Raw genomic sequence first — 24,124 nt, 5'->3', positions numbered from 1 at the left:
TCAACCGAGCAGGGTGAATGTAAAGCAACCTGGGCACTGCTGTTCCAGCCACTCCTTGGCGCGTTCGCTCAGGAAATACCCACGATAGACATCCCCTTTGAATAAATCGGCTTGCTCGTCGGCCTTGAGCACCTTGAGATACTGGCCGAGGTCGGCAGGGTCATGCTGCGGGTCCTTGAGCAGGTAGAGCTTGCCCACCACGAATGCCTGCCAGTACTCCGGCATACGTGCGGCAAGCTCAGGGTCATGGGGCAGGGAATCGATGATCCAGGTCGGCTCGCCTTCCAGATCGAGGTATTCGGTAATGGGTTTGCTGGTATCCCAGTGCAGCCAGTCGATGTGCACGATATGGGTCTTCTCCAGGTGCTCGTAACGCCCGACCCCCTTCAGCCCGCTTTTTTCCAGGGCTTCCTTGACCGGCTGGGTGAGCACCAGAGAACCCGAACGTATGTAGGCGGCCGGGGTATACGGGCCGGCGCGCTTGATGCTGTCTACATCGGTATCTTCGTCCCAGGCGATCATGCCCTGGACCAGTGCCGCGCCCCAGTCTCCCCAAGGCGTTGGCGCGTTGTCTAAATGGTAGATATTCATACCAGGCCCCGAGATCTTGCCGTTCGTGCCGTAGCTATGTTCATGGGCGGACCTTGATCCTGGCTGGTCATTCAGGCGAACTGAATGAAGAAGAAACCGGCGTCGTCGCCTTGCTTGCCACGGCGTGCCTGCATGTCCACGAACAGATAGCCGTTACCTTCGCCGAACAGCCCCGCATGCTGAGGGCTGGCTTCGGCCACGTCAGCATCTATCAGTTGCATCATGAACATGTAGCGCGTTGGTTCGTAGATCGGGTCCTGCAGCCAGCAGGGCCTACCGCTGGGTTTGCTCAGGCCGATCCCGCTGTCCTCATCCTGATGTTCCTCGTCATGCTCTTCGTCAGTCATTTCTTCGAAATCTATGAACGCTCGCTCCAGCAGCAAAGGGGGATTGGCGGGTTCCAGTGGCTGGCTGGCGAGTTCATGCAGGATGACCCGGGCAAAGCCGCTACTGAGGACGTTCAGCAGTTCGGCTTGTTGATTGACCGTATAGCGACGCTGGAGAGGGCGGCTGAAACTGCCATCCTGATGTTGCTCGACGGCGAGGAAAACCGTGATGGCCATGCCGGGTGGGACAAACATGGCCGGTTGGAAACGCTCGCTCAGGGTCAGGATGGGCGTCATCAACATGCCGGTTTCCGGGTTTTTCGGCCACAAGGAGAGGTCCTTGAGCAAAGCCGCGCCACCGATCTGGCCGAAGCCGCGATCTTGTTGGGACAAGAGGATTTTCTTCATGGCTGGTAACACCCTTTGCGCTTGCGGACGACTTGGCGTAGCGACTGGTAGTCCGCGATTTCGGTTACCACTCGAACAGCCCTACGAAGTTTTTCTGGTCCACAGGGCCGCTTGAGCAACTGGCGCCACGTGCCAGGATGGAAGGCTCGAGGCGGTTGCCCATCTGGCGAACAGCCTGGTACTGGCTATCGCAACGTCCGGGCAGCGACAGGGCTGGCTGCACATGGCTGACAATGATGATCTGCACACCATTGAACTGTTCCACGCGAGGCTTGCCTCCATCCCTATCCGGGCTGAATTGGCAGGGCCAGGGCATGTCCAGCTCTAGCAGTGATGCATCGGAGCTGCGCAGTGCGCAACGACCTTCGTGGTTCACAAGTGCAAGCTTGTGCCCGGCAAGGATAACTTCAGGCCCCGCATTCGATGACGGGGCGGGCGCATGCGCGCATGCATTCAGGGCGATTGCAGCCAGCAGCGTCGGCAGGGCTTTGGACACACGCTTCATTTCAGTTCCCCAGAACCGGCCTGCGGGAACAGCGCTGAAAGCAACGGCGATTCATTCACCAGAATTCGATCTCCTATCGGCCCTGGGGAGGGCGTGTGCCTGTGCGGAGTTGTTAATGTGCACAGGTGCGAAACTTACATAAAGTGCCAAAGTGATATCGCGCTGGCAGGCACTTCGAAGTCGGGTTTTATGGTTTATTCATTCGCAATTGTCAAGGTAAGCTAGCCGCGCTCTACGGTTTTCAAGGACGACAGCGCTCACTCATATGAATGGATCGAAGTTTCAAAAGGGTCAGGAACTGCAAAGATTTCTTTCCCGCTATTTCGGCGTTTTCATCGCCGAGTTCCAGCTGTCCTGCTTTGCCATTGGCGGCAGTGTTTCACTGGTGTTCTCCACCTGGCTGCGCAGCCCGGACCAGTCGCTGTCGGTACTGGCCCTGGCGCTGGCATGCACGGTGAGCGCCGCTTCGCATATCGCGCTGGTGCGTGGATACGCCTGGGGCCTGCGGGGGCTGATCGGCCTGAACGGGCTGGCCGTGTTGGCCGCGCTGCCGAGCTACGCTTACCGGCCGCACATGGGCGGCTACGTCTCGGTTTTGCTGTTCGGGCTGCTGGCCTTGCTGGTCATCAATACCCAGCGCTACCGGGAAATGCGCGTGCGCCTGGTGGGCTACCGGGACATTCGCAGGGCCAACCGCCAGGCGGCGAAAGCTGCCAAGTAACGTGTTTTCGCTGATGTAACGAGGCTTCTGGATGAATTTGCGCCGCATGCCTATCGGGTTCGCTGGTTTGCTGTTGCCATTGCTTGCTGCGTGCAACGGGCACAAGGTCGAGCGCGTGGTGGTTTATGAGAACAATGTCCATCACTGGCGCATCGAGCACGTGGTGGCGCAGAACTGGCCGGTGGGGCCTCGTCAGTACTACGAGGTGTTTCTCAAGGACCGCTTGCTGATCCTGCCTGCCAATGTCTTCAACGACGAGCGCGACATTAGTGAGTTCGTTGCTGCGGGCGGTTTCGACATCAGCAACTGGCGCAACGACACGGTCATCGTGGCGTTCGAGAACGTGCAAAAGCGCGAGGGCGGCAACGAGCATTTTATCCGCTCGCTGATGATCACCCCGGAGTACAAGGAAGGGGAGGTGATACTGACTGACATGGCGACCCATATGCAGATCGTGGTGCAGCGGGTGGAGCCGGTTGGGGAGGGGAAGTAGCAGGGCAGTGGTGTTATAGACAGGCAAATGAACTAGCTATGGATGTCACCGGCATTTGTGGGAGCGGGCAAGCCCGCGAAGCAGGCGACGCGGTGTATGGCACCGGCTGCGCCGGTGTTCGCGGCTAAAGCCGCTCCCACAGGTACAGCGTGAACCCGAAGCCAACGCAGTAGCTGTGGGAGCGGGCAAGCCCGCGAAGCAGGCGGTGCGGTGCATGGCACCGGCTGCGCCGGTGTTCGCGGCCACGGCCGCTCCCACAGGTACAGCGTGAGCTCGAAGCCAGCGCAGTACCTGTGGGAGCGGGTTCACCCGCGAAGAGGCCCGCCCAGGCAAACCCGCCGCTTAAACCCCATGCAATCGCAGCGCCCGCTGCGCACACTCCCGCCAACTCAACTTCGGCTGCTCTACTGGCGGCAGCTGTTGCACTTCCCCAGCCAGCACCACCGGCATATCCCGCATCCTCACCCAAGGCTCACTCTGCCAATACAACAACGTCGCGCTCCGCCCCCCAGGCCAGCACATCTGCCCCAGTCGCGGAACATCCTCCACGCCGTCCGCCTGCCGATCACGCAGCACCGCCACCACCTCATGCGTCAGCCACCAGCGCAAATGCCGGTTCTCCGGCACATGGTGATGCGCCAACAAGGTATAGGCCCCGGACTCGCTGACCATCGTGGTTTCCTGGTACTTGCCATAGCGCAGCAACTGCACGGAGCGGTACTGATCCGGGTCGAGCTTGCGCATGCAGTGTTCGTCGTAGAAGTGACCACTCAGCCGGCCGAGTTCGTGGGCGCAGAACCAGGCTTGGGATTCGAGCCAGAGGGTGTGGAGGGGGCGGTTGCGGCGGGTGAAGAGGGTAGGGGTATTGAAACTGTCCATCTTGGCCATCCTGAATTGGAGAGCCGCTGCTAACGGGAACGGAATACCGCTGCGTGAGCGTTCTTAAGCGCCGACAGACGTTATCGCGACGATACAAAAGTCACAATGAGAACCTTGTAGGAAGCTTCCTCTTCGGCTTTTTTCCTGCCAATAAAAAAGGCTGCCAATCGGCAGCCTTCTCTATGCTTCGCCCGGACTATCAATCCCAGCTCAACGCCCCACCAGTCTGATACTCGATCACGCGGGTCTCGAAGAAGTTCTTCTCTTTCTTCAAGTCCATGATCTCGCTCATCCAAGGGAACGGGTTGGTGGTCCCTGGGTACTCTTCCTTCAGGCCAATCTGGGTCAGGCGACGGTTGGCGATGAACTTGAGGTAGTCTTCCATCATCGCTGCGTTCATGCCCAGCACGCCGCGAGGCATGGTGTCACGGGCGTATTCGATCTCCAGCTGGGTCCCTTGCAGGATCATCTGGGTCGCTTCTTCCTTCATCGCCGCGTCCCACAGGTGCGGGTTCTCGATCTTGATCTGGTTGATCACGTCGATACCGAAGTTCAGGTGCATCGACTCGTCACGCAGGATGTACTGGAACTGCTCGGCCACGCCGGTCATCTTGTTGCGGCGGCCCATGGACAGGATCTGGGTGAAGCCGCAGTAGAAGAAGATGCCTTCCAGTACGCAGTAGTAGGCGATCAGGTTGCGCAGCAGCTCTTTGTCGGTTTCGACGGTGCCGGTGTTGAATTCCGGGTCGGAGATGGCGCGGGTGTACTTCAGGCCCCAGGCGGCTTTCTTCGCGACCGACGGGATCTCGTGGTACATGTTGAAGATCTCGCCTTCATCCATGCCCAGCGACTCGATGCAGTACTGGTAGGCGTGGGTGTGGATCGCCTCTTCGAAGGCCTGGCGCAGGATGTACTGGCGGCACTCCGGGTTGGTGATCAGGCGGTACACGGCCAGGGCCAGGTTGTTGGCTACCAGTGAGTCGGCAGTGGAGAAGAAGCCGAGGTTGCGCATGACGATGCGACGCTCGTCTTCGGTCAGGCCGTCCATGCTCTTCCACAGGGCGATGTCGGCGGTCATGTTGACCTCTTGCGGCATCCAGTGGTTGGCGCAGCCGTCCAGGTACTTCTGCCAGGCCCAGTCGTACTTGAACGGTACCAGCTGGTTGAGGTCGGCGCGGCAGTTGATCATGCGCTTTTCGTCAACACGCACGCGGGCGCTGGAGCCTTCCAGCTCGGCCAGGCCTTCGGCGATGTCGAGGTCGTTCAGGGCAGCCTTGGCGCGCTTGACGGCGTCGGAGTCGTCGGCGGTGGCGGCACGGGCTTCCAGGGCGGCGGCACCACCGGCGCTATCGAGCTTGTCGAGGGTGGCGGCGGCAGCGGCCTGCGCAGGGGTGTTGCCTTTGGCGGCTACTTCGCCGTCTTCTTTATCGAATTCGTCCCAACTCAGCATGGTGAGATGCTCCTGCTTGAGGGCCATCTATCAAGTATGGCCGGTGGATCTTGGTTGCGGTGCGGTGCACGCAAATCTGAGGTGCCCGAAAAGGGCTGGCCGCGGCTTTGTAGCCAGGGCTTGTTGTGTCTGGCTGTGGAGAGGCGGCGGGAGTGCCGGTCTCATCGCGGGTGAACCCGCTCCCACAGGGTCCGCAGTGGTGCGGAAAACGCGTTGAGGCTTCCCGCAGGAAGCCTCGGCCTGGCCTTACTGGCAGGCTTCGCAGTCAGGCTCGTCGATCGCGCAGGCCTTCGGCACTGGCGCAGGGCCGGCTGCCTGGACCGGGGCGCTGTCGCCACCGCTGGAAACGGCGTTGAGCTTGCCGGTGTTGATGGTCGACTTCTCGGTGCTGGTCGCGGCCAGGGCACGGAGGTAGTAGGTGGTCTTCAGACCACGGTACCAGGCCATGCGGTAGGTCACGTCCAGCTTCTTGCCCGAGGCGCCGGCGATGTACAGGTTCAGCGACTGGGCCTGGTCGATCCACTTCTGGCGACGCGAGGCGGCATCGACGATCCACTTGGTCTCGACTTCGAACGCGGTGGCGTACAGGTCCTTCAGCTCTTGCGGAATACGCTCGATCTGCTGCACCGAACCGTCGTAGTACTTGAGGTCGTTGATCATTACCGAGTCCCACAGGCCACGGGCCTTCAGGTCGCGGACCAGGTACGGGTTGATCACGGTGAACTCGCCCGACAGGTTCGATTTCACGTACAGGTTCTGGTAGGTCGGCTCGATGGACTGCGACACGCCGGTGATGTTGGCGATGGTCGCGGTCGGCGCGATGGCCATGATGTTCGAGTTACGAATACCTTTCTTGACGCGCTCGCGCACCGGGGCCCAGTCCAGGGACTCTTCCAGGTTGACATCGATGTACTTGGCGCCACGGGCCTCGATCAGGATCTGTTGCGAATCCAGCGGCAGGATGCCCTTGGACCACAGCGAACCCTGGAAGGTCTCGTACGCACCGCGCTCGTCGGCCAGGTCGCAGGACGCCTGGATGGCGTAGAAGCTGACCGCTTCCATCGACTTGTCGGCGAACTCGACGGCAGCATCGGAGCCGTACGGAATGTGCTGCAGGTACAGCGCATCCTGGAAGCCCATGATGCCCAGGCCGACCGGGCGGTGCTTGAAGTTCGAGTTACGCGCTTGCGGCACCGAGTAGTAGTTGATGTCGATCACGTTGTCGAGCATGCGCACGGCGGTGTTCACGGTGCGTTGCAGCTTGGCGGTGTCCAGCTTGCCGTCGACGATGTGGTTCGGCAGGTTGATCGAGCCCAGGTTGCAGACCGCGATCTCGTCCTTGTTGGTGTTCAGGGTGATCTCGGTGCACAGGTTCGAGCTGTGGACCACGCCCACGTGCTGCTGCGGGGAACGCAGGTTGCACGGGTCCTTGAAGGTCAGCCACGGGTGGCCGGTCTCGAACAGCATCGACAGCATCTTGCGCCACAGGTCTTTGGCCTGGATGGTCTTGAACACCTTGATCTTGTTGTACTCGGTCAGGGCTTCGTAGTACTCGTAGCGCTCTTCGAAGGCCTTGCCGGTCAGGTCGTGCAGGTCTGGCACTTCCGAAGGCGAGAACAGGGTCCACTTGCCGTCATCGAAGACACGCTTCATGAACAGGTCAGGGATCCAGTTGGCGGTGTTCATGTCGTGGGTACGACGACGGTCATCACCGGTGTTCTTGCGCAGCTCGATGAATTCTTCGATGTCCAGGTGCCAGGTTTCCAGGTAGGCACACACGGCGCCCTTGCGCTTGCCACCCTGGTTGACGGCAACGGCGGTGTCGTTGACCACTTTCAGGAACGGAACCACGCCCTGGGATTTGCCGTTGGTGCCCTTGATGTAGGAGCCCAGTGCACGCACAGGGGTCCAGTCGTTGCCCAGGCCACCGGCGAATTTCGACAGCATCGCGTTGTCGTGGATCGCGTGGTAGATGCCCGACAGGTCGTCCGGCACGGTGGTCAGGTAGCAGCTGGACAGCTGCGGGCGCAGGGTGCCGGCGTTGAACAGGGTCGGGGTCGAGGCCATGTAGTCGAAGGACGACAACAGGTTGTAGAACTCGATGGCACGGGCTTCTTTGTCTTTCTCTTCCAGCGCCAGGCCCATGGCCACACGCATGAAGAACACCTGTGGCAGCTCGAAGCGCACGCCATCCTTGTGGATGAAGTAGCGGTCGTACAGAGTCTGCAGGCCCAGGTAGGTGAATTGCTGGTCACGCTCGTGGTCGATGGCCTTGCCCAGGCGCTCCAGGTCGTAGCCTTTCAGGGCCGGGTCCAGCAGCTCGAACTCGACGCCTTTCTCGACATAGGCCGGCAGGGCCTTGGCGTACAGGTCGGCCATTTCGTGGTGGGTGGCGCTCTCGGCCACGTTCAGGAAGCCCAGGCCTTCGGCACGCAGGGTGTCCATCAGCAGGCGGGCGGTCACGAACGAGTAGTTCGGCTCGCGCTCGACCAGGGTACGGGCGGTCATCACCAGGGCGGTGTTGACGTCCTTGATGGCCACGCCGTCGTACAGGTTCTTCAGGGTGTCGCGCTGGATCAGGTCGCCATCGACTTCGGCCAGGCCTTCGCAGGCTTCGCTGATGATGGTGTTCAGGCGGGCCATGTCGAGCGGCGCCAGGCTGCCGTCGGCCAGGGTGATGCGGATGCTTGGGTGCGGCTCGACCACGGACTCGGTGTTGACGCGGGTGGCACGCTCCTTGGCGCGCTGCTCGCGGTAGATCACGTAGTCACGGGCGACCTTCTGCTCGCCGGCGCGCATCAGGGCCAGTTCGACCTGGTCCTGGATTTCTTCGATGTGGATGGTGCCACCCGATGGCATGCGACGCTTGAACGTGGCGGTGACCTGCTCGGTCAGGCGCGCGACGGTGTCGTGGATGCGCGACGAAGCGGCGGCGGTGCCGCCTTCAACTGCGAGGAACGCCTTGGTGATGGCCACGGTGATCTTGTCGTCGGTGTAGGGGACGACAGTGCCGTTACGCTTGATCACACGCAGTTGGCCGGGAGCGGTGGCGGCCAGATCCTGGTTGGAATCGGCGGCCTGCGGCACCTTGGCCTGCGGGTTCTCGCGAGTTGTGTCGGTTTGCATGGGTGGGTGTCTCCACAGTTTCTATATTGTTCAGGCGCCTTTTGGGCGCCCACCGTTCCGTCCACTTGCTCGATGGCCTGGCGGGGATGGGCAATGCATGCGCATCCGCCCGCGCGGGCGTACCAACTTCGGGACAGACTCAGGAAAAAGGGGCAATGGCTCGCCGCTCCCTGGCCGAAGTCAAAGGTTCTGGGCCGGGCCCAAAAACTGTTGCTGATGGATGCCAGGCCTGGCCTGTAACACCCATACCCGAACAAGGCCCTGGCAGGGCTTGCCTCGGTCGCCTCCGCAGGAGCGGTTTGGCTGCTGGAATCACTTGAAGTTCACCCGAAAAAATCGCTTGATCTTGCGGGTTGACTTTTGTGTGTGATTTTGCACGAACCCCTATATCTAGTGGTTCGCTGCGATCGGGATACAAGATAATGCGGTATCGGGGGCTTTGCAAGGCGAGCGCCTGTGGATAACTTGTGCGTACTTTGTGAGTGAATGGTGGGTATTCGCTGTAGGCCTTGTGCCAAGTGGTTTGCAGTATTTTTCTGCGCCTTGCTGCCCCGGGGCAGAATTTTTCGGGCGCGAACCCTATCACAAAAAACGGTTCAGTCTAGGGGCTGCTGGCAGGTTGGCAGTACCGGATGGCAGCCGTAGTATTCCGAGGGGATGTTGCTTTTTGGTTAAAGGGTTATGTTGCCTGTGCTGGCCCTTTCGCGGGTGAACCCGCTCCCACAGGTACTGCACAGGGTTCGAAAGCGGTGCGGTCCTTGTGGGAGCGGGTTCACCCGCGAATAGGCCGGCACAGGCCATAGAAAAACAACAAACAAAGGCACAAGCCATGGACCACCCCGCACCCCGCATCCTCATCATTGAAGACGACCAGCGCCTGGCCGAGCTCACCGCCGAGTACCTGCAGGCCAACGGCTACGAAGTCAGCGTCGAGGGCGATGGCGCGCGCGCCGCGCGGCGCATCGTCGACAGCCAGCCCGACCTGGTCATTCTCGACCTGATGCTGCCCGGCGAGGACGGCCTGAGCATCTGCCGCCGGGTGCGCAGCCAGTACCCTGGCCCGATCCTCATGCTGACCGCCCGCAGCGATGAACTCGACCAGGTCCAGGGCCTGGACCTGGGGGCCGACGACTACGTCTGCAAACCCGTACGCCCACGCCTGCTGCTGGCACGCATTCAGGCCCTGCTGCGCCGCAGCGAAGCACCGGACAGCAAGCGCCAGGACCTGGCCTTCGGCGCGCTGCGCATCGACAATCGCCTGCGCGAGGCGCGTCTGGGGGAACAGCTGATCGAGCTGACCGGCGCCGAATTCGACCTGCTCTGGCTGTTGGCCAGCAACGCCGGGCGGGTGCTGACGCGCGAGCAGATCTTCACCGCGCTACGTGGCGTCGGCTACGACGGCCAGGACCGCTCCATCGACATACGCATCTCCAGGATCCGCCCCAAGATCGGCGACGACCCGCTCCAGCCAAGGCTGATCAAGACCCTGCGCAGCAAGGGCTACCTGTTCGTCGGCGAGGCCCCATGAACAACTCGATCTTCCTGCGCATCTATGGCGGCATGCTGGCCGTGCTGGTGCTGGTGGCCCTGCTCGGGGTGCTCAGCCTGCACCTGGTCAACGAAGTGCGTGCCGCCCAGCACCGCGAGGGCCTGGCCCAGGGTACCTTCAGCCTGATGGCCGACAACCTGGCGCTGCAGAACGACACCGAACGCAAGCGCTCGCTGCTGATCTGGGAGCGCCTGCTCGGCGTGCCGCTGGCGCTGCAACCCATGACCGCGCGCACACTCGATGGCAGCCAGCGGGCGCGCCTGTACCGCGGCCTGGTGGTGGTCGAGAAGACCGGCCCGCATGCGGCCCAGGTGCTGCGCAAGGTCGGCCAGGAAGACCTGATGCTGGTAGCGCAGATCAAACAGATCAGCGAGCAACTGGCGCGGGCCACCCTCTATCTGCTGGCCGACGAACTGGTGCGCTACCCGGTGACCGAACAGCAGCAGCGCCTGGCACAGATCAAGCAAGAAAAGGGCTTCGGCTTTGGCGTGGCCCTGCAGCGCATCGAGCGGGTGAGCCTGGACGATGACCAGCGGCGCCGGGTCGAGGAGGGCGACACGGTCATGGCTCTGGGCAAGGATGGTGACTCGATCCGCGTGTTCGCCGGGCTGGCGGGTTCGCCCTGGGTGCTGGAAATCGGCCCGCTGTACCAGCTCAACCCGTATCCGCCGCAGTTGCTGATCCTGATCACCTTTCTTGGCCTGTGCCTGATCGGCCTGGTGGTCTACCTGCTGGTGCGCCAACTGGAGCGGCGCGTGTCGGGCCTGGAGATTGCCGCCACGCGCATCGCCCAGGGCAGCCTGGACACCCGTGTGCCGGCCGGCGACGCCGACTCGGTGGGGCGCCTGGCCGCGGCCTTCAACGGCATGGCCGAGCACCTGCAGCGCTCGCTGACCATGCAGCGCGAGCTGGTGCGGGCGGTTTCCCACGAGCTGCGCACGCCGGTGGCACGCCTGCGCTTTGGCCTGGAGATGATCGAAAGTGCCACCACCGAGCAGGCCCGGGCCAAGCACCTGGCGGGCATGGACGGCGATATCCAGGACCTCGACAAGCTGGTCGACGAGATGCTCACCTACGCCCGCCTGGAGCAGGGCGCACCGGCGCTGAAGTTCGAGCGGGTAGACCTGGATGCCTTGCTCGACCGGGTGATCGAAGAGCTCGCGCCGCTGCGTGCCGAGGTACGGGTGGTGCGTGGTGAGTGCCAGGGCGCGGATGGCGAAGGCGCCTGGGTCGAGGCCGAACCGCGCTACCTGCACCGGGCCCTGCAGAACCTGGTGGGCAACGCCATGCGTCACGCCGAGGCCGAGGTGCGCCTGAGCTACCAGTTGGGGCAGCAACGCTGCCGCATTGATGTGGAGGATGACGGCCCGGGGATCCCCGAGGGCGTCTGGGACCGTATCTTCACACCGTTCACCCGCCTCGACGACAGCCGTACCCGCGCTTCGGGCGGGCATGGCCTGGGCTTGTCGATCGTGCGGCGGATCATCTACTGGCACGCGGGGCGCGCCACAGTGGGGCGCAGCGCCGCGCTGGGTGGTGCCTGCTTCAGCCTGAACTGGCCACGGCAGCAGGCACCGCTGTGACGGTCAGACGCTGACCAGGCTGAGCAGGTGGCCGTCCAGCAGGCAGAACTGGCCCTGCAGTTCGGCGCCATGCCGCCACTGCGGCGACAGGTCGGTGAGCAGTCGCAGGCGGGCCAGGCCTTCGGCGGACCAGTCCAGTACTTCGGCATGCTCGAAGTAGAAGCGCTGGCGGGTCAGCGGATAGAGCGTCTTGAACAGGCTTTCCTTCAGCGAGAAGGTCAGGGTGACTGCAAGGCCTGGCTGGCGGCGGTCGAGGCGTTCGAGCTCGGGCGGGGTGAGGATTTCGCCCATCAGTCGCTCGGCACGCTGGTCATCCAGCAACGCTTCCTGATCCAGGCCCAGGCCCTGGCAACTGCCCTCGGCAGCAACCACGGCAGCAGCCCAGCCTTTACCGTGGGTGATCGAGCCGTGGATGCCGGCGGGCCAGATGGGTGAGCGGTCCTCGTGGGTGCCGGGCACGTAGTCACGGCCGTCCAGGCGCTGCAGCGCGGCGCGGGCACATACCCGGCCAGCCAGGTACTCGGCCTGGCGCTTGGCCACCGAGCGCTGCAGGCTGGCGCCAGGCACGACGCCGGCGCGCTGAAAGTCGTCGGGTGCCAGATGGGCGGGGTCGAAGGCACAACTGACCAGCACCGCGCCGGGTAGAGGGCGGGGCAGGGGCCAGTGGTGCTGGAGCGGGGCGCAGCAGGCGGGGAGTGTGTTCATGGGGGGTATTGTGCCAGCCGAGGTGACGGTGTGGGAGATCGGATCGCAGGGGCTGCTTTGCAGCCCAATCGCCGGCAAGCCAGCTCCCACAGGTACAGGGCACGGCCCAAGCTTTGCGCGGCCCCTGTGGGAGCTGGCTTGCCGGCGATTGGGCCGCAAAGCGGCCCCTCGCGTTGTTTACTTGAACACCTTCTTGAAGAACGCCTGCATATCCGTCCACGATCTTTCATCCGCCGCCTTGTTGTAGCCGATATCCGGCCCGCCATGCTCGCCATGGCTCAGCCGGTCTGCATCCGGGTTGGTAAACCCATGCTTGGCCCCTTCGATACTGACAAACTCATAGTTGACCTTGGCTGCATCCATCTCGGCCTTGAATGCCTCCACCTGCTGCTGAGTAACCATGCTGTCTGCCGCGCCGTGCTCGACCAGGATCTCCGCGCGTACCACCCCAGGCCTGGCCGGGGTCTGGGTGGCCAGTGCGCCATGGAAGCTCACCACGCCGTCCAGCTTTTCGCCGCGGCGTGCGGCATCCAGTACCACCTTGCCGCCGAAGCAATAACCGACCGCGCCCAACTGGTGCTTGTTGGTGTTCGGCTGCAGTTTCAGTAGTTCAAGGCCGGCATCGAAGCGCCGCTCCGCGGCCTTGGGGTCTTTCATCGCTGCTGTCATGAATGCCTTGGCGTCGGCAGGGTGCTCGGTTTGCTTGCCGTCGCCATACATGTCGATGGCCAGGGCGTTGTAGCCCAGTGCTGCCAAGTCGCGGGCGCGGCGCTTGGCATAGTCGTTCAGCCCCCACCATTCATGCACCACGACAATGCCGGGGCGCTTGCCTTCGATGGCGTCGTCATAGGCGTAGTAGCCGACCAGGCGATTGCCGTCGGCGTCCTGGTAGGGGATCTCGCGGGTTTGTACCGCCGCTTGGGCGAGGGCGGCGCTGCACATCAGGGTCAAGGCCAGCAGGGCACGCATGGTCACTACTCCTTGTTCTTCAAACGGTTCGTTCAGCCGGGGTTCAGCCAGGGTTCAGTCGCGGTTCAGGGTGCCCTGCTTACTCTAGCTTCCAGACCGAAACAGCGCACTCAACTGGAGTATCCAGCCATGAAAACCTTCAACACCCTGCTTGCCGCCATGGCCGTCTGCGCCGCTGGCATCACCACCGCACAGGCCGCTGACGACAACTTCGCCAGCCTGACCTACGGCCAGACCAGCGACAAGGTTCGCAAGTCCGGCCTGCTGCAGCGCAACACCGACCACCTCAACGCCGACGGCATCATCGGCAAGGACGACACCTGGGGCGTGCGAGTGGGCAAGATCAATGACCAGGGCCGCTACTACATGACTTACGACAATGTCTCGGGCGACCACAGCGGCCTGAAGCTGCGCCAGGAAAACCTGCTGGGCAGCTACGACCTGTTCCTGCCGGTGGGAGATACCACCAAGCTGTTCGGCGGCGGCAGCCTGGGCGTGACCAAGCTGACCCAGGACTCGCCGGGGGCCAGCCGGGATACCGACTACGGTTACGCCTATGGCCTGCAGGCCGGCGTGATCCAGGACATCACCGACAAGGCTTCGGTGGAACTGGGCTACCGTTACCTGCGTACCAATGCTGCTACCGAAGTGGGTGCGCACGGCGGGCCGAAGGACGGCACCCTGCGCCTGACCAGCAGCGCGCAGACCTACCTGGCTGCAAGCTACAAGTTCTGACGGGCGAGCCGGGTTATCCTGTACCGGCCCTTTCGCGGGCACGCCCGCTCCCACAGGTACTGCACGAGCCCTGGAGCCTGTGCGATCCCTGTGGGAGCGGGCGTGCCCGCGAAGAGGCCGGTACAGGCAATACATATCAAGGAGCTGCACATGAAACTGCTGGTGGTCGAGGACGAAGCCCTGCTTCGCCATCACCTCTACACCCGCCTGGGCGAAGGCGGCCATGTGGTCGAGGCGGTCGCCGATGCCGAGGAGGCGCTGTACCAGGCCGGGCAATACCACTTCGACCTGGCCATCATCGACCTGGGCCTGCCCGGCATCAGTGGGCTGGAACTGATCACGCGCCTGCGCAGCCAGGACAAGACCTTCCCCATTCTCATCCTCACCGCCCGCGGCAACTGGCAGGACAAGGTCGAGGGCCTGGCCGCCGGTGCCGACGACTACCTGGTCAAGCCGTTCCAGTTCGAAGAACTCGAGGCACGCCTGAACGCCCTGCTGCGCCGCTCCAGCGGCTTCACCCAGTCGACCATTGCCGCCGGCCCGCTGGTGCTCGACCTCAACCGCAAGCAGGCGACGCTGGACGAGCAGCCCCTGGCCCTGACCGCCTACGAATACCGCATCCTCGAATACCTCATGCGCCATCACCAGCAGGTGGTGGCCAAGGACCGCCTGATGGAGCAGCTGTACCCAGGTGACGAGGAACGCGACCCCAATGTCATCGAAGTGCTGGTCGGCCGCTTGCGGCGCAAGCTTGAGGGCGAGCACGGCTTCAAACCGATCGACACCGTGCGCGGCCTGGGCTACCTGTTCACCGAGCGCTGCCGATGATCCGTTCGCTGCGGGTGCGCCTGATGCTGGCGGCCGCGGTGCTGGCGCTGCTGTTCATGCTGGCGTTGCTGCCGGCCTTGCAGAAGGCCTTCAGCCTGGCCCTGCAGGAGTCGATCGAACAACGCCTGGCCTCGGATGTGACCACGCTGATTTCCGCAGCGCGTATCGAACACGGCCAACTGCAGATGCCGACGTTGCTGCCGGACGAGCGCTACAACCTGCCGTACACCGGCTTGCTCGGCTATATCTTCGACCGCGACGGCAAGCTGGTCTGGCAGTCGCGGGCAACCGCCGCGCAAAACATCAACTACCGCCCACGCTACGACGGCCGCGGCAACGAATTCGCCCGCATTCACCAGGCCGACGGCGAAGAGTTCTTTGTGTACGACGTCGAGATCAAGCTGCTGGGTGGCCAGAGCGCCGCCTACAGCATCGTTGCCTTGCAACCTGTGCGCGAGTACCAGCACACCCTTGATGGCCTGCGCGAAAAGCTCTACCTGGGCTTTGGCGCGGCCTTGCTGGCGCTGCTGGTGCTGCTGTGGGCCGGTTTGACCTGGGGCTTGCGGTCGTTGCGCCGGCTCAGCCACGAGCTGGACGACGTGGAGTCGGGAGTGCGGGATGGCCTGAGCGGCGAACACCCACGGGAGCTGCTGCGCCTGACCGGCTCGCTGAACCGCCTGTTGCGCAGCGAGCGCGAGCAGCGTCAGCGCTACCGTGATTCGCTCGATGACCTGGCGCACAGCCTGAAGACGCCGCTGGCGGTGTTGCAAGGGGTGGGCGAAAGCCTGCAGCAGCGTAGCGGCGAGCGCGAGCAGGCGCGCGTGCTGCAGAGCCAGATCGAGCGCATGAGCCAGCAGATTGACTACCAGTTGCAACGCGCCAGCCTGCGCAAGAGCGGCCTGGTACGCCACAGCGTGTTGCTGCGGCCGTTGCTCGAAAGCCTGTGCAGCACCTTGGCCAAGGTGTACCGGGACAAGCGGGTGGACGTGACGCTGCAACTGCCCGATGCGGCGCAGGTGCCGATGGAGCAGGGCGCGTTGCTGGAGCTGCTGGGCAACCTGCTGGAGAACGCCTACCGCCTGAGCCTGGGCCAGGTGCGCGTGAGCCTGGAGCAGGCGCCTGGGCGGTTGACCTTGTGCATCGAGGACGACGGACCGGGGGTGCCGGCGGACCAGCGTGAGCGGATTCTGGAGCGTGGGGAGCGGCTGGACAGCCAGCACCCGGGGCAGGGGATCGGGCTGGCAGTGGTCAAGGATATTGTCGACAGCTATGACGCCGAGCTGAGCCTGGGGGATTCTCCTCTGGGGGGGGCTGCGTTCAGGATCACCTTCAACCTGGATTGATTTTGTAGCCTGTGCGGGCCCTTTCGCGGGCTTGCCCGCTCCCACACGAACCGCACTGCCCTCAGGCCCTGCGCAGTACCTGTGGGAGCGGGCAAGCCCGCGAAAGGGCCCGCACAGGCAAACCACAATGGGCGGATTCCCGCCAATGCCCCTGTACAAATCCCGCCACCGGGCGGAAATCCGCCAGCTTTCCTCAGGCAATTCGCCCCGTCGTTGGGCGTTTATCCCTCGCAAATACGGCACTTGCACCCTTCGTGGGCATTTTGGCACCACCCTTGCTATTGATCCTCGCAGAGGCCTGCCCAGGCAGCTCGAACACAACGACAAATCCCTCCGGGTGCAGGAGGGTTAGCGATTCAGGTGCCCCATCGCCCTGGGAAGGGTGAACCGGCACACTTGAGGAAAATTAGCCATGACGACACGTCAGCCGCTGTACAAATCCCTGTATGTCCAGGTGTTGGTCGCCATCACCATCGGTATCCTGCTCGGCCACTACTATCCGGAGACGGGCGTCGCCCTCAAACCCTTGGGGGACGGCTTCGTCAAACTGATCAAGATGGTCATCGCCCCGATCATCTTCTGCACCGTGGTCAGCGGCATCGCCGGCATGCAGAGCATGAAGTCGGTCGGCAAGACTGGCGGCTACGCGCTGCTGTACTTCGAAATCGTCTCCACGGTCGCCCTGATCATCGGCCTCGTCGTTGTCAACGTGGTCAAGCCGGGCGCTGGCATGCACATCGATGTCAGCACCTTGAACGCCAGCAGCGTGGCTGCCTACGCCGCCGCCGGTGCGCAGCAGACCACTGTCGGCTTCCTGCTCAACGTCATCCCGAACACCGTGGTCGGCGCCTTCGCCAATGGCGACATCCTGCAAGTGCTGATGTTCTCCGTGCTGTTCGGCTTCGCCCTGCACCGCCTGGGCAGCTATGGCAAGCCGGTGCTGGACATGATCGACCGCTTCGCCCATGTCATGTTCAACATCATCAACATGATCATGAAACTGGCCCCGGTCGGTGCCTTCGGTGCAATGGCCTTCACCATCGGCCAGTACGGCGTTGGCTCGCTGGTGCAACTGGGCTACCTGATGGCCTGCTTCTACATCACCTGCCTGCTGTTCGTGCTGGTGGTGCTGGGCGGTATCTGCCGCGCCCACGGCTTCAGTGTTCTCAAGCTGATCCGCTACATCCGTGAAGAACTGCTGATCGTGCTGGGTACTTCGTCCTCGGAGTCGGCCCTGCCACGCATGCTGGCCAAGATGGAGCGCCTGGGTGCGAAGAAGTCGGTGGTTGGCCTGGTGATCCCGACCGGTTACTCGTTCAACCTCGATGGCACCTCGATCTACCTGACCATGGCTGCGGTGTTCATCGCCCAGGCCACTGACACCACCATGGACATCACTCACCAGATCACCTTGCTGCTGGTGCTGTTGGTGGCTTCCAAAGGTGCTGCCGGTGTTACCGGTTCGGGCTTCATCGTCCTGGCCGCCACCCTGTCGGCCGTTGGCCACCTGCCGGTTGCCGGCCTGGCGCTGATCCTCGGCATCGACCGCTTCATGTCCGAAGCCCGCGCGCTGACCAACCTGGTTGGCAACGCCGTTGCCACCGTGGTCGTGGCCAAGTGGGTGAAGGAAATGGACAACGACAAGCTGGCATCGGAGCTGGCCTCCGGTGGTGCGCCGCTGGTCGATACCCGTCCGACCGACGACCTGGGCGTGGCTGAAGGCCCGGCTCGCTGATCGCGGGATGGTGAAAAGAAAAAGGCGACCTCAGGGTCGCCTTTTTGTGGGTGATTATTGTGCTTTCAGGCCCGGCGATAGAGCCGGGCCTGTGATCCTCAATCTTTCACCACCTCCAGCACCCGGATCACGTCCGGCTGCGGGTAATGCCACCTTACCTGCACATCCCAGAACTTCACCCCATACACCCGCTCGGCCGGTGGCACCTGGTAGGCCGGCCGTGGGTCCTGCGCCAGGCACTGCTCGATCAGCTCCACCAGCGGTTCACCCAGGCGCAGTGCATGTTCGCGGGCCTGGGGCAGGGCGTTGTCGCCCCACTGCACGGCGATCGCGGCAGGCGCTTGGCTGGCCATCTGGTTGCTGGCGCCAGGGATGCTATCGGCGTACGGCACATACGGTTTGATGTCCAGCACCGGCGTACCGTCGAGCAGGTCGATACCAGACAGCAACAGGCGCCCTGGCTCCACGCCTTCCAGGCGCACCACCGACTGGCCGATGCCATTGGGCCGGTGAGTGGCGCGGGTGGCGAACACACCCATGCTCTTGTTGCCACCCAGGCGCGGTGGCCGCACCTTCAGGCGAGGTTTGTCTTCCAGTGCCTGGTGGAACAGGAACAGCAGCCAGACATGGCTGACCTGTTCCAGCCCCTCGACCGCATCGCCCTGGTCGAACGGCGGCAGCAGCTCGAGCACACCGCGTGCGGCGGGCGCCAGTTGCGGCTGGCGCGGGATGGCGAACTTCTCCTTGAAACAGGAGCGGATGATGCCGATCGGGGTAACCGTATGCTGCATGGCCAATCAGCCGCGCACGCGCAGGGTCAGGCCCTTGAGGAAGTTGCGCAGCAACTGGTCGCCGCACGGGCGGTAGTTGTCATGGCCGGCCTTGCGGAACAGTGCGCTGAGCTCGGGCTTGCTGACCGGGAAGTTGACCGACTTGAGGATGGCATGCAGGTCGTCTTCCTTGAGCTCGAAGGCCACCCGCAGCTTCTTGAGGATGAGGTTGTTGGTCACCGGCAGCTCGATCGGCTGCGGCGGGCGGCTGTCATCCTTGCCGCGGCGGTGGATCACCAGGCCGTCGAGAAAGTGCGCCATGACCCGTTCCGGGCAACGCACGAAGCCTTCCTCGTCTTCCTTCTTCAGGTAGGTGGCCAGCACCAGGGGATGCACGTCGAGGCCGGATAGCCCGATGATTTCGGCCATCTTGGCGTCATTCACCTTGAGCATGTAGCGCAGGCTGCGCAGGACGTCGTTGTGGTTCATTGTTGCAGAATCCTGTTCAGGTGCCGCACCTGTGGCGCGGCGTATTGCTTAGAAACGTTCGGTAGTGGCCAGGTAGCGCCACTGGCCCAGGGGCAGCTTGCCCATCGACACGCCGCCCAGGCGAATGCGGCGCATGCCTACCAGCTCCAGGCGCAGGTAGGCGCACAGCTCGGCGATCTGCCCGGGCTGCGGGTTTTTCAGGGCCATGCGCAGGTGGGTCTCGTTCTGCCAGCTGGCCTTGGCTTTAGGCAGCTCGCGGTCATTGCGGGTGGCACCGCGCGCCAGGCGTTCCAGCGCCTGGGGTGTGGTCTCGCCGCGCACTTCAACGATGAATTCCTGTTCCAGGCGGCGCAGGTCGGCTTCGATCTTGCGGGTTACCCGCCAGTCCTGGGTGAATACCTGCAGGCCGCTGGCACCGCGCTCCAGCGGCGCCACGCAGGCCTGCCGGGCAAAATGCCCGTGCAGTGCGCGCACGCCTTCGCGGTGGGCTTCGCTGAGGTTGCCCATGTTCATGCTGGCGCGGGCGGTTTCGCTGTCCACGTTGGCCGCCTGGTTCAGCAGCAGGGTTACTGGTTCCAGCGTTTCGGCACGGGCACCCGGCAGCAGTTCGACGCGCTGCTGCTCGACCTTGAACTGCGGTTGCTCGACCACCATGCCATCGACCGTGACCCAGCCGCCTTCGATATACAACTCGGCCTCGCGGCGGGAGCAGCCAAGCTGCTCGATAAGGCGTTTGGACAGGCGGACGGGTTCGGACATAACGGTAATTCGCAAAGGCAGGGAAAGACCTGCATTGTACCTGCCCGCGCGGCAGAGGGGCTGGGAATCTGTGTCATTTACGCCGTTTTGCGCAGGCGCATGTGCAGCAGTGGGTAGGGTTGCCCCAGGCCGTCGGTTTCCGAGCGGCCGATCACCTCGAAGCCCTCATGCAGGTAGAAGCCCAGGGCTTGCGGGTTTTGCTCATTGACGTCCAGGCGCTCGGCATTCAGTTCGTCGATCGCATAGTGCAGCAGGCGCTTGCCAACCCCTTTGCCACGGTAGTCCGGTGCGACGAACAGCATGTCCACGCGCCCGTTGGCAACGCCGGCGAAACCACAGATGCGTTGGCGGTCCTTGCAGCAGATCAGCATCACTGCGTCGAGGTAGCGAAGCAGCACATGGTCGCGCAGCAAGGCAATGTAGCTATCCGGCAAGAAGTCGTGGGTGGCGCGTACCGATTCTTCCCACACCTGTACCAGTTCGCCGTAGTCACTCAAGCGCGGGGTTTGCAGCGTCAGTACCGAATGCATGCCGGTGTTCCTCCATGACGATAAGGCAAACATAGCAGGCCAACCACCGGTCGGCTTCTCCGCGCGCTGCTTGAATCTCGGGGTTTGGCGGTCTATTAATTTCCTGTGGGAAAAATTCCCACAAAATGAAAAGCAAGAACCTGACACAGGATTCCCGGCTTGATTTGGCGTTCTCACGGCGACGACCTGGAGACGAAATATGCAAATCCATGTGCTGTTCAAAAAAGCGATATTGGCGGCTGCCGTTGCTGGCGTGCTGTCGACTTCCATCGTTCTGGTCCCTGACTCGATTTCCAATGGCTCCAGCGCCTACGCCAAGGATGGTGGTGGTGGAGGCGGTCACGGAGGTGGCGGCGGTGGCCATGGTGGGGGTGGTGGTGGCCATGGTGGCGGCGGCGGTGGTCACGGTGGCGGCGGTGGAGGCCACGGTGGTGGCGGTGGTGGTCACGGCGGTGGTGGTGGCGGCCATGGCGGTGGCGGTGGTGGTCACGGCGGTGGTGGTGGCGGCCATGGCGGTGAGGGCGGCGGCCACGGCACTGGCGGGGATGGAGATGGCCATGCCGGCAACAGTGGGCGCGGCCATGACGGCTCCTCGAACTCTGGGCGCAGCGGCAACCACGCTGAAGCGGGTGACGATCATGGCAATCACGTTGGCGGTGAGCCTGGGGACGATCACGGCAATCACGTTGGCGGTGAGCCCGGTGACGATCATGGCAATCACGTTGGCGGTGAGCCCGGGGACGATCATGACAATCATGTTGGCGGTGAGCCTGGCGATGACCACGGCAATCACGTTGGTGGTGAACCTGGTGATGATCGTGGCGACCATCTGGGTGGCGAACCGGGTGATGACAACAGCAGGAGCTGACTGGCTCTGAACGGTCTCATGCAGCGCCCACGGGGCGGGCCTGTATGAGGCCAGGTTCGGATACACGGCAGCCCCACTGAACGCGAATGCAATGAGCGCCGACGACTATCCCTCATCTCGTCAGGGATATGGTCACAGTTGGTGTGGGATCTTTTCCCGCGTCGTATACTGGGTTCATCTGTCAAGGAATGCGCTCAATGCAATCGCCTACCATCCCCCCTTCGATGTTAAGCGCACTGCGGCGTGTCATGCGTCCTCTGGTGCGCCTGATGCTGCGCAAAGGGGTCACCTACACGATGTTCGCCGACCTGCTCAAGGAAGTGTTCGTCGATGTGGCCCATCGCGAGTTTCGCCTGGACGGTACAGTGCCGACCGACAGCCGCATCAGCCTGCTCACGGGCGTGCATCGCAAGGATGTCCGGCGTTTGCGCAGCGAGGGGGGCGCATTGCTCGCCGCGCTGCCGGAAAACATCACGTTAGGTGCACAGTTGGTCAATATGTGGACCACTGGCAAGCCGTTCTGCTCGGAGCCTGGCCAGGCGCTGCCGTTGCCGCGTCTGGCGAGCGTTGGCGGCGATCGTTCCTTCGATGCGCTGGTGGCGAAGATCAGCACCGACATCCGCGGGCGGGTGGTGCTGGATGAGTGGTTGCGCCTGGGTATCGTCCGGCTCGACGACCAGGACTGTGTCCACCTGGAAGCCCAGGCATTCGTGCCGCAGAAGGGCTTCGACGAAAAGGCCGCGTACTTTGGCCACAACCTGCATGACCATGCCTGCGCAGCAGTGCACAACCTGAGTGGGGACGGCCAGCCGTTCTTTGAACGCAGTGTGCACTACGACGCCTTGAGCCCGGCCAGCGTCGACCATTTGCGTGCAGCGGTGGACAAGGACGGCATGCAGATGCTGCTTGCCTTCAGCCGGCTCGCATCAGGCCTGGAAGATGCCGATGTGCCCAGCGCCGAGCAACGTCAGCGCATCACGGTAGGGCTTTATTTCTACACTGAAGCTACCGACCCCGATTTGTCGAAGACATCCGACCCATGACTTCCCTCGCGCGCTGCCTCAGTGTGGTCACACTGGTCCTGGGTTTCGGGCTGAATCTGGTGGCGCCTGCCGAAGTGGCCGCGGCACCGGTATGTGTCAGCCGTGACGAAGTGGGTATGGCGGGGGCGGCGGGCTTGCAGTTTCCCGGCGGTATTGGTGGTACCGGGGCCAGGACGGGCGGTGTCGGTGGTACCGGTGTACGCAGCGAAAACGGCGGAGTAGGTGGCACCGGTGCGCCGCTGCCGCAGCGTCCCGGCGGCACGGGCGGGACCGGTGCGGTGGCCGACGGTGTGGACGGTACCTTCATCGATCACGGTGGGGCAGGTGGTACCGGCGCACCGATCCTGCGCCCGGGTGGTACCGGTGGCACGGGCATCGTCGGCACCATTACCGGGTTCGCCTCGATCTGCGTCAATGGCCTGGAAGTGCACTTTGGCAAGGACGTACCGGTGAGTGAAAACGGTGCGCCTGCCAGTACCGCTCACCTGGCAATCGGCCAGGTTGTCGCGGTTGAGGCATTTGCCGGCAAAAGCGGCCTGCAAGCAGGGCGCATCTCGATCCTCAACGTTTACGAAGGGCCGCTGACGGCACTGCCCAATGCATCGGCCCCCCTGCGGGTCATGGGCCAACCTGTGCGGCTAGCTGCAGGGGCGCGGGTGGCTGAAGGGTTGCGCCCGGGCGATCCGGTCAGGGTCAGTGGCCTGCGCGATGCCAGGGGCGAAGTGGTAGCCAGCCGTATCGAGCGGGCGCCGGGGCTCAGGGAAGCCAGTGCCATCGGTGCGGTAGACCGTGCCGGCAGCCTCCAGGGGCTGAAGCTGGGAACCCGTGTGGCACCTGCGAGGGAAGTGCTGGTACGTGGGCAGTGGACCGGACGCCAGCTGGAAGTGGCGCAAACCCGCCCAGACCCGAGCCTGCCTTTTGCTGGCCGTGTGCAGACGGCGGTGATCGAGGGGCTGGTACAGCGCAGCCACGCTCAACAACTGGTGGTGGCAGGCATCAAGGTGACGCTGGGGCAGGGTACCGTGATCGTCGGCAAGCAGCCCGCGGCATTGGCGCTCGATCAACGTGTGCGGGTGAGCGGGGTGTTCAATGGCAAGCACGAGCTGCGGGCAACCCGCGTGGAGTTCGATGACGGCCGCGCCGACAACCCGGACAGGGGGCATTCGGGGCGTGGCAGCGGGCACGGCGGACGAGATGCGACCAGTGATCGCATTGAAAGCAGTGATGACCACAGCGGGCACGGCGGTGTTGACGATTCCAGTGGTCGGGACGGTACTGAACGCGTGGACAAGTCCGGAAAGTCGGAACATGTCGACACCATGGAGCGACCCGAGAGCAGCAATAGCGGAAGCTCTGACCGGGTAGAGAAGGTCGAGCTCGAAAAGGTGGAAAAAATTGAAAAAGCAGAGAAGGTTGAAAAGGTAGAGAAAGTAGAAAAAGTAGAGAAGATCGAGAAAGCCGAGAAGCCCGAAAAGGTCGAGAAGATCGAAAAGCCTGAGAAAGTCGAGAAGGTCGAGAAGATCGAAAAGCCTGAGAAAGTCGAGAAGGTAGAAAAAGTTGAGAAGGTCGAGAAAGTAGAGAAGGTCGAGAAAGTAGAGAAGGTCGAGAAAGTAGAGAAGGTCGAGAAAGTAGAGAAGGTCGAAAAGGTCGAAAGACCCGAGACAGTAGAGAAAGCCGAAAAAGTGGAGCATCCAGAGCGATCCGGGCATTAGGCAACTA

The 24,124-nt window shown here is 63.0% G+C and carries 23 protein-coding genes; 11 read left to right on the top strand and 12 right to left on the bottom strand.

All coding sequences use genetic code 11. The annotated features are described in order from the left end of the window. From CAG18_RS22205 to CAG18_RS22195, 3 genes are all read right to left on the bottom strand, one after another. Positions 1 to 591, bottom strand: coding sequence for a hypothetical protein (locus CAG18_RS22205; protein ID WP_170304005.1), 591 nt, complete (start codon positions 589 to 591; stop codon positions 1 to 3). Positions 592 to 662: 71 nt separating this feature from the next. After that, positions 663 to 1,310 carry a hypothetical protein gene (locus tag CAG18_RS22200; RefSeq protein WP_223997998.1) on the bottom strand — a complete coding sequence of 216 codons (648 nt, stop codon included), beginning with the start codon at positions 1,308 to 1,310 and terminating at the stop codon, positions 663 to 665. Between the two features lie 79 nt (positions 1,311 to 1,389). Continuing rightward, on the bottom strand, positions 1,390 to 1,590 hold the full coding sequence (locus tag CAG18_RS22195) for a hypothetical protein (protein ID WP_052329232.1): 201 nt from the start codon (positions 1,588 to 1,590) through the stop codon (positions 1,390 to 1,392). A gap of 505 nt (positions 1,591 to 2,095) precedes the next feature. Between CAG18_RS22195 and CAG18_RS22190 the strand changes: the two genes are divergently transcribed. Together CAG18_RS22190 and CAG18_RS22185 are read left to right on the top strand one after the other, a co-directional pair. Further along, positions 2,096 to 2,551, top strand: a complete 456-nt coding sequence (locus tag CAG18_RS22190) for a hypothetical protein (RefSeq protein WP_015271502.1) — start codon at positions 2,096 to 2,098, stop codon at positions 2,549 to 2,551. Positions 2,552 to 2,582: 31 nt separating this feature from the next. Further along, positions 2,583 to 3,044 (top strand): hypothetical protein, encoded by a 462-nt coding sequence (locus CAG18_RS22185; protein ID WP_085721554.1) that lies wholly within the window; start codon positions 2,583 to 2,585, stop codon positions 3,042 to 3,044. A gap of 342 nt (positions 3,045 to 3,386) precedes the next feature. Here CAG18_RS22185 and CAG18_RS22175 read toward each other — a convergent pair whose 3' ends face one another. From CAG18_RS22175 to CAG18_RS22165, 3 genes are all read right to left on the bottom strand, one after another. Next, positions 3,387 to 3,923: a Bro-N domain-containing protein gene (locus CAG18_RS22175; RefSeq protein WP_085721552.1), complete on the bottom strand. Its 537-nt coding sequence runs from the start codon at positions 3,921 to 3,923 to the stop codon at positions 3,387 to 3,389. A gap of 199 nt (positions 3,924 to 4,122) precedes the next feature. Continuing rightward, on the bottom strand, positions 4,123 to 5,373 hold the full coding sequence (locus CAG18_RS22170) for a ribonucleotide-diphosphate reductase subunit beta (protein ID WP_015271500.1): 1,251 nt from the start codon (positions 5,371 to 5,373) through the stop codon (positions 4,123 to 4,125). 246 nt (positions 5,374 to 5,619) lie between these two features. Continuing rightward, positions 5,620 to 8,499 carry a ribonucleoside-diphosphate reductase subunit alpha gene (locus tag CAG18_RS22165; protein ID WP_013973842.1) on the bottom strand — a complete coding sequence of 960 codons (2,880 nt, stop codon included), beginning with the start codon at positions 8,497 to 8,499 and terminating at the stop codon, positions 5,620 to 5,622. Between the two features lie 829 nt (positions 8,500 to 9,328). On the opposite strand from CAG18_RS22165, the gene CAG18_RS22155 reads away from it, so the two are divergent. After that, on the top strand, positions 9,329 to 10,027 hold the full coding sequence (locus CAG18_RS22155; RefSeq protein ID WP_085721551.1) for a response regulator transcription factor: 699 nt from the start codon (positions 9,329 to 9,331) through the stop codon (positions 10,025 to 10,027). After that, on the top strand, positions 10,024 to 11,631 hold the full coding sequence (locus CAG18_RS22150) for an ATP-binding protein (RefSeq protein ID WP_085721550.1): 1,608 nt from the start codon (positions 10,024 to 10,026) through the stop codon (positions 11,629 to 11,631). Before CAG18_RS22155 ends, CAG18_RS22150 begins: the two co-directional genes overlap by 4 nt. A 3-nt stretch (positions 11,632 to 11,634) precedes the next feature. On the opposite strand, the gene CAG18_RS22145 is transcribed toward CAG18_RS22150, so the two are convergent. Next, complete coding sequence (locus CAG18_RS22145; protein ID WP_085721549.1) at positions 11,635 to 12,336, bottom strand: 4'-phosphopantetheinyl transferase; 702 nt, start codon at positions 12,334 to 12,336, stop codon at positions 11,635 to 11,637. A 177-nt stretch (positions 12,337 to 12,513) separates the two neighbouring features. Further along, positions 12,514 to 13,305: a dienelactone hydrolase family protein gene (locus CAG18_RS22140; RefSeq protein ID WP_085721548.1), complete on the bottom strand. Its 792-nt coding sequence runs from the start codon at positions 13,303 to 13,305 to the stop codon at positions 12,514 to 12,516. 129 nt (positions 13,306 to 13,434) lie between these two features. Between CAG18_RS22140 and CAG18_RS22135 the strand changes: the two genes are divergently transcribed. The 4 genes from CAG18_RS22135 to CAG18_RS22120 all read left to right on the top strand — a co-directional run bounded on the left by CAG18_RS22135 (position 13,435) and on the right by CAG18_RS22120 (position 17,946). Then, complete coding sequence (locus CAG18_RS22135) at positions 13,435 to 14,040, top strand: outer membrane beta-barrel protein (protein ID WP_013973837.1); 606 nt, start codon at positions 13,435 to 13,437, stop codon at positions 14,038 to 14,040. Between the two features lie 150 nt (positions 14,041 to 14,190). Then, entirely contained in the window at positions 14,191 to 14,868 is a 678-nt protein-coding gene (locus CAG18_RS22130) for a response regulator (protein ID WP_004375868.1), read from the top strand. After that, a complete protein-coding gene (locus tag CAG18_RS22125; protein WP_085721547.1) occupies positions 14,865 to 16,211 on the top strand; it encodes an ATP-binding protein in 1,347 nt (448 codons plus the stop codon). The genes CAG18_RS22130 and CAG18_RS22125 overlap by 4 nt, the downstream gene beginning before the upstream one ends. 412 nt (positions 16,212 to 16,623) lie before the next feature. Beyond that, the gene (locus CAG18_RS22120) at positions 16,624 to 17,946 is read left to right on the top strand and encodes a dicarboxylate/amino acid:cation symporter (RefSeq protein WP_013973834.1); all 1,323 of its coding nucleotides are present in this window, start codon (positions 16,624 to 16,626) and stop codon (positions 17,944 to 17,946) included. 98 nt (positions 17,947 to 18,044) lie between these two features. On the opposite strand, the gene tsaA is transcribed toward CAG18_RS22120, so the two are convergent. From tsaA to CAG18_RS22100, 4 genes are all read right to left on the bottom strand, one after another. Then, on the bottom strand, positions 18,045 to 18,737 hold the full coding sequence (gene tsaA, locus CAG18_RS22115) for a tRNA (N6-threonylcarbamoyladenosine(37)-N6)-methyltransferase TrmO (protein ID WP_085721546.1): 693 nt from the start codon (positions 18,735 to 18,737) through the stop codon (positions 18,045 to 18,047). Between the two features lie 6 nt (positions 18,738 to 18,743). Further along, positions 18,744 to 19,205 carry a DUF1456 family protein gene (locus tag CAG18_RS22110; RefSeq protein ID WP_013973832.1) on the bottom strand — a complete coding sequence of 154 codons (462 nt, stop codon included), beginning with the start codon at positions 19,203 to 19,205 and terminating at the stop codon, positions 18,744 to 18,746. 48 nt (positions 19,206 to 19,253) lie between these two features. Then, positions 19,254 to 19,964 carry an rRNA pseudouridine synthase gene (locus CAG18_RS22105; RefSeq protein ID WP_085721545.1) on the bottom strand — a complete coding sequence of 237 codons (711 nt, stop codon included), beginning with the start codon at positions 19,962 to 19,964 and terminating at the stop codon, positions 19,254 to 19,256. A 77-nt stretch (positions 19,965 to 20,041) separates the two neighbouring features. After that, complete coding sequence (locus CAG18_RS22100; RefSeq protein ID WP_015271489.1) at positions 20,042 to 20,494, bottom strand: GNAT family N-acetyltransferase; 453 nt, start codon at positions 20,492 to 20,494, stop codon at positions 20,042 to 20,044. Between the two features lie 199 nt (positions 20,495 to 20,693). Here CAG18_RS22100 and CAG18_RS27365 point away from each other — a divergent pair, with 199 nt between their 5' ends. The 3 genes from CAG18_RS27365 (at position 20,694) to CAG18_RS22085 (ending at position 24,117) form a co-directional block, all read left to right on the top strand. Continuing rightward, positions 20,694 to 21,362 carry a hypothetical protein gene (locus CAG18_RS27365; protein WP_256573427.1) on the top strand — a complete coding sequence of 223 codons (669 nt, stop codon included), beginning with the start codon at positions 20,694 to 20,696 and terminating at the stop codon, positions 21,360 to 21,362. Between the two features lie 197 nt (positions 21,363 to 21,559). Next, positions 21,560 to 22,405, top strand: a complete 846-nt coding sequence (locus tag CAG18_RS22090) for a DUF6502 family protein (protein WP_085721543.1) — start codon at positions 21,560 to 21,562, stop codon at positions 22,403 to 22,405. Further along, positions 22,402 to 24,117, top strand: coding sequence for a DUF5666 domain-containing protein (locus CAG18_RS22085; RefSeq protein WP_085721542.1), 1,716 nt, complete (start codon positions 22,402 to 22,404; stop codon positions 24,115 to 24,117). The genes CAG18_RS22090 and CAG18_RS22085 overlap by 4 nt, the downstream gene beginning before the upstream one ends. Positions 24,118 to 24,124 lie beyond the last annotated feature (7 nt).

It is taken from the genome of Pseudomonas sp. B22(2017), assembly GCF_002113105.1.
GTDB classification, from domain to species: domain Bacteria; phylum Pseudomonadota; class Gammaproteobacteria; order Pseudomonadales; family Pseudomonadaceae; genus Aquipseudomonas; species Aquipseudomonas asiatica.
The sequence above is the reverse complement of the archived record's forward strand: the minus strand, read 5'-3'. Positions and strand labels throughout refer to the sequence as shown.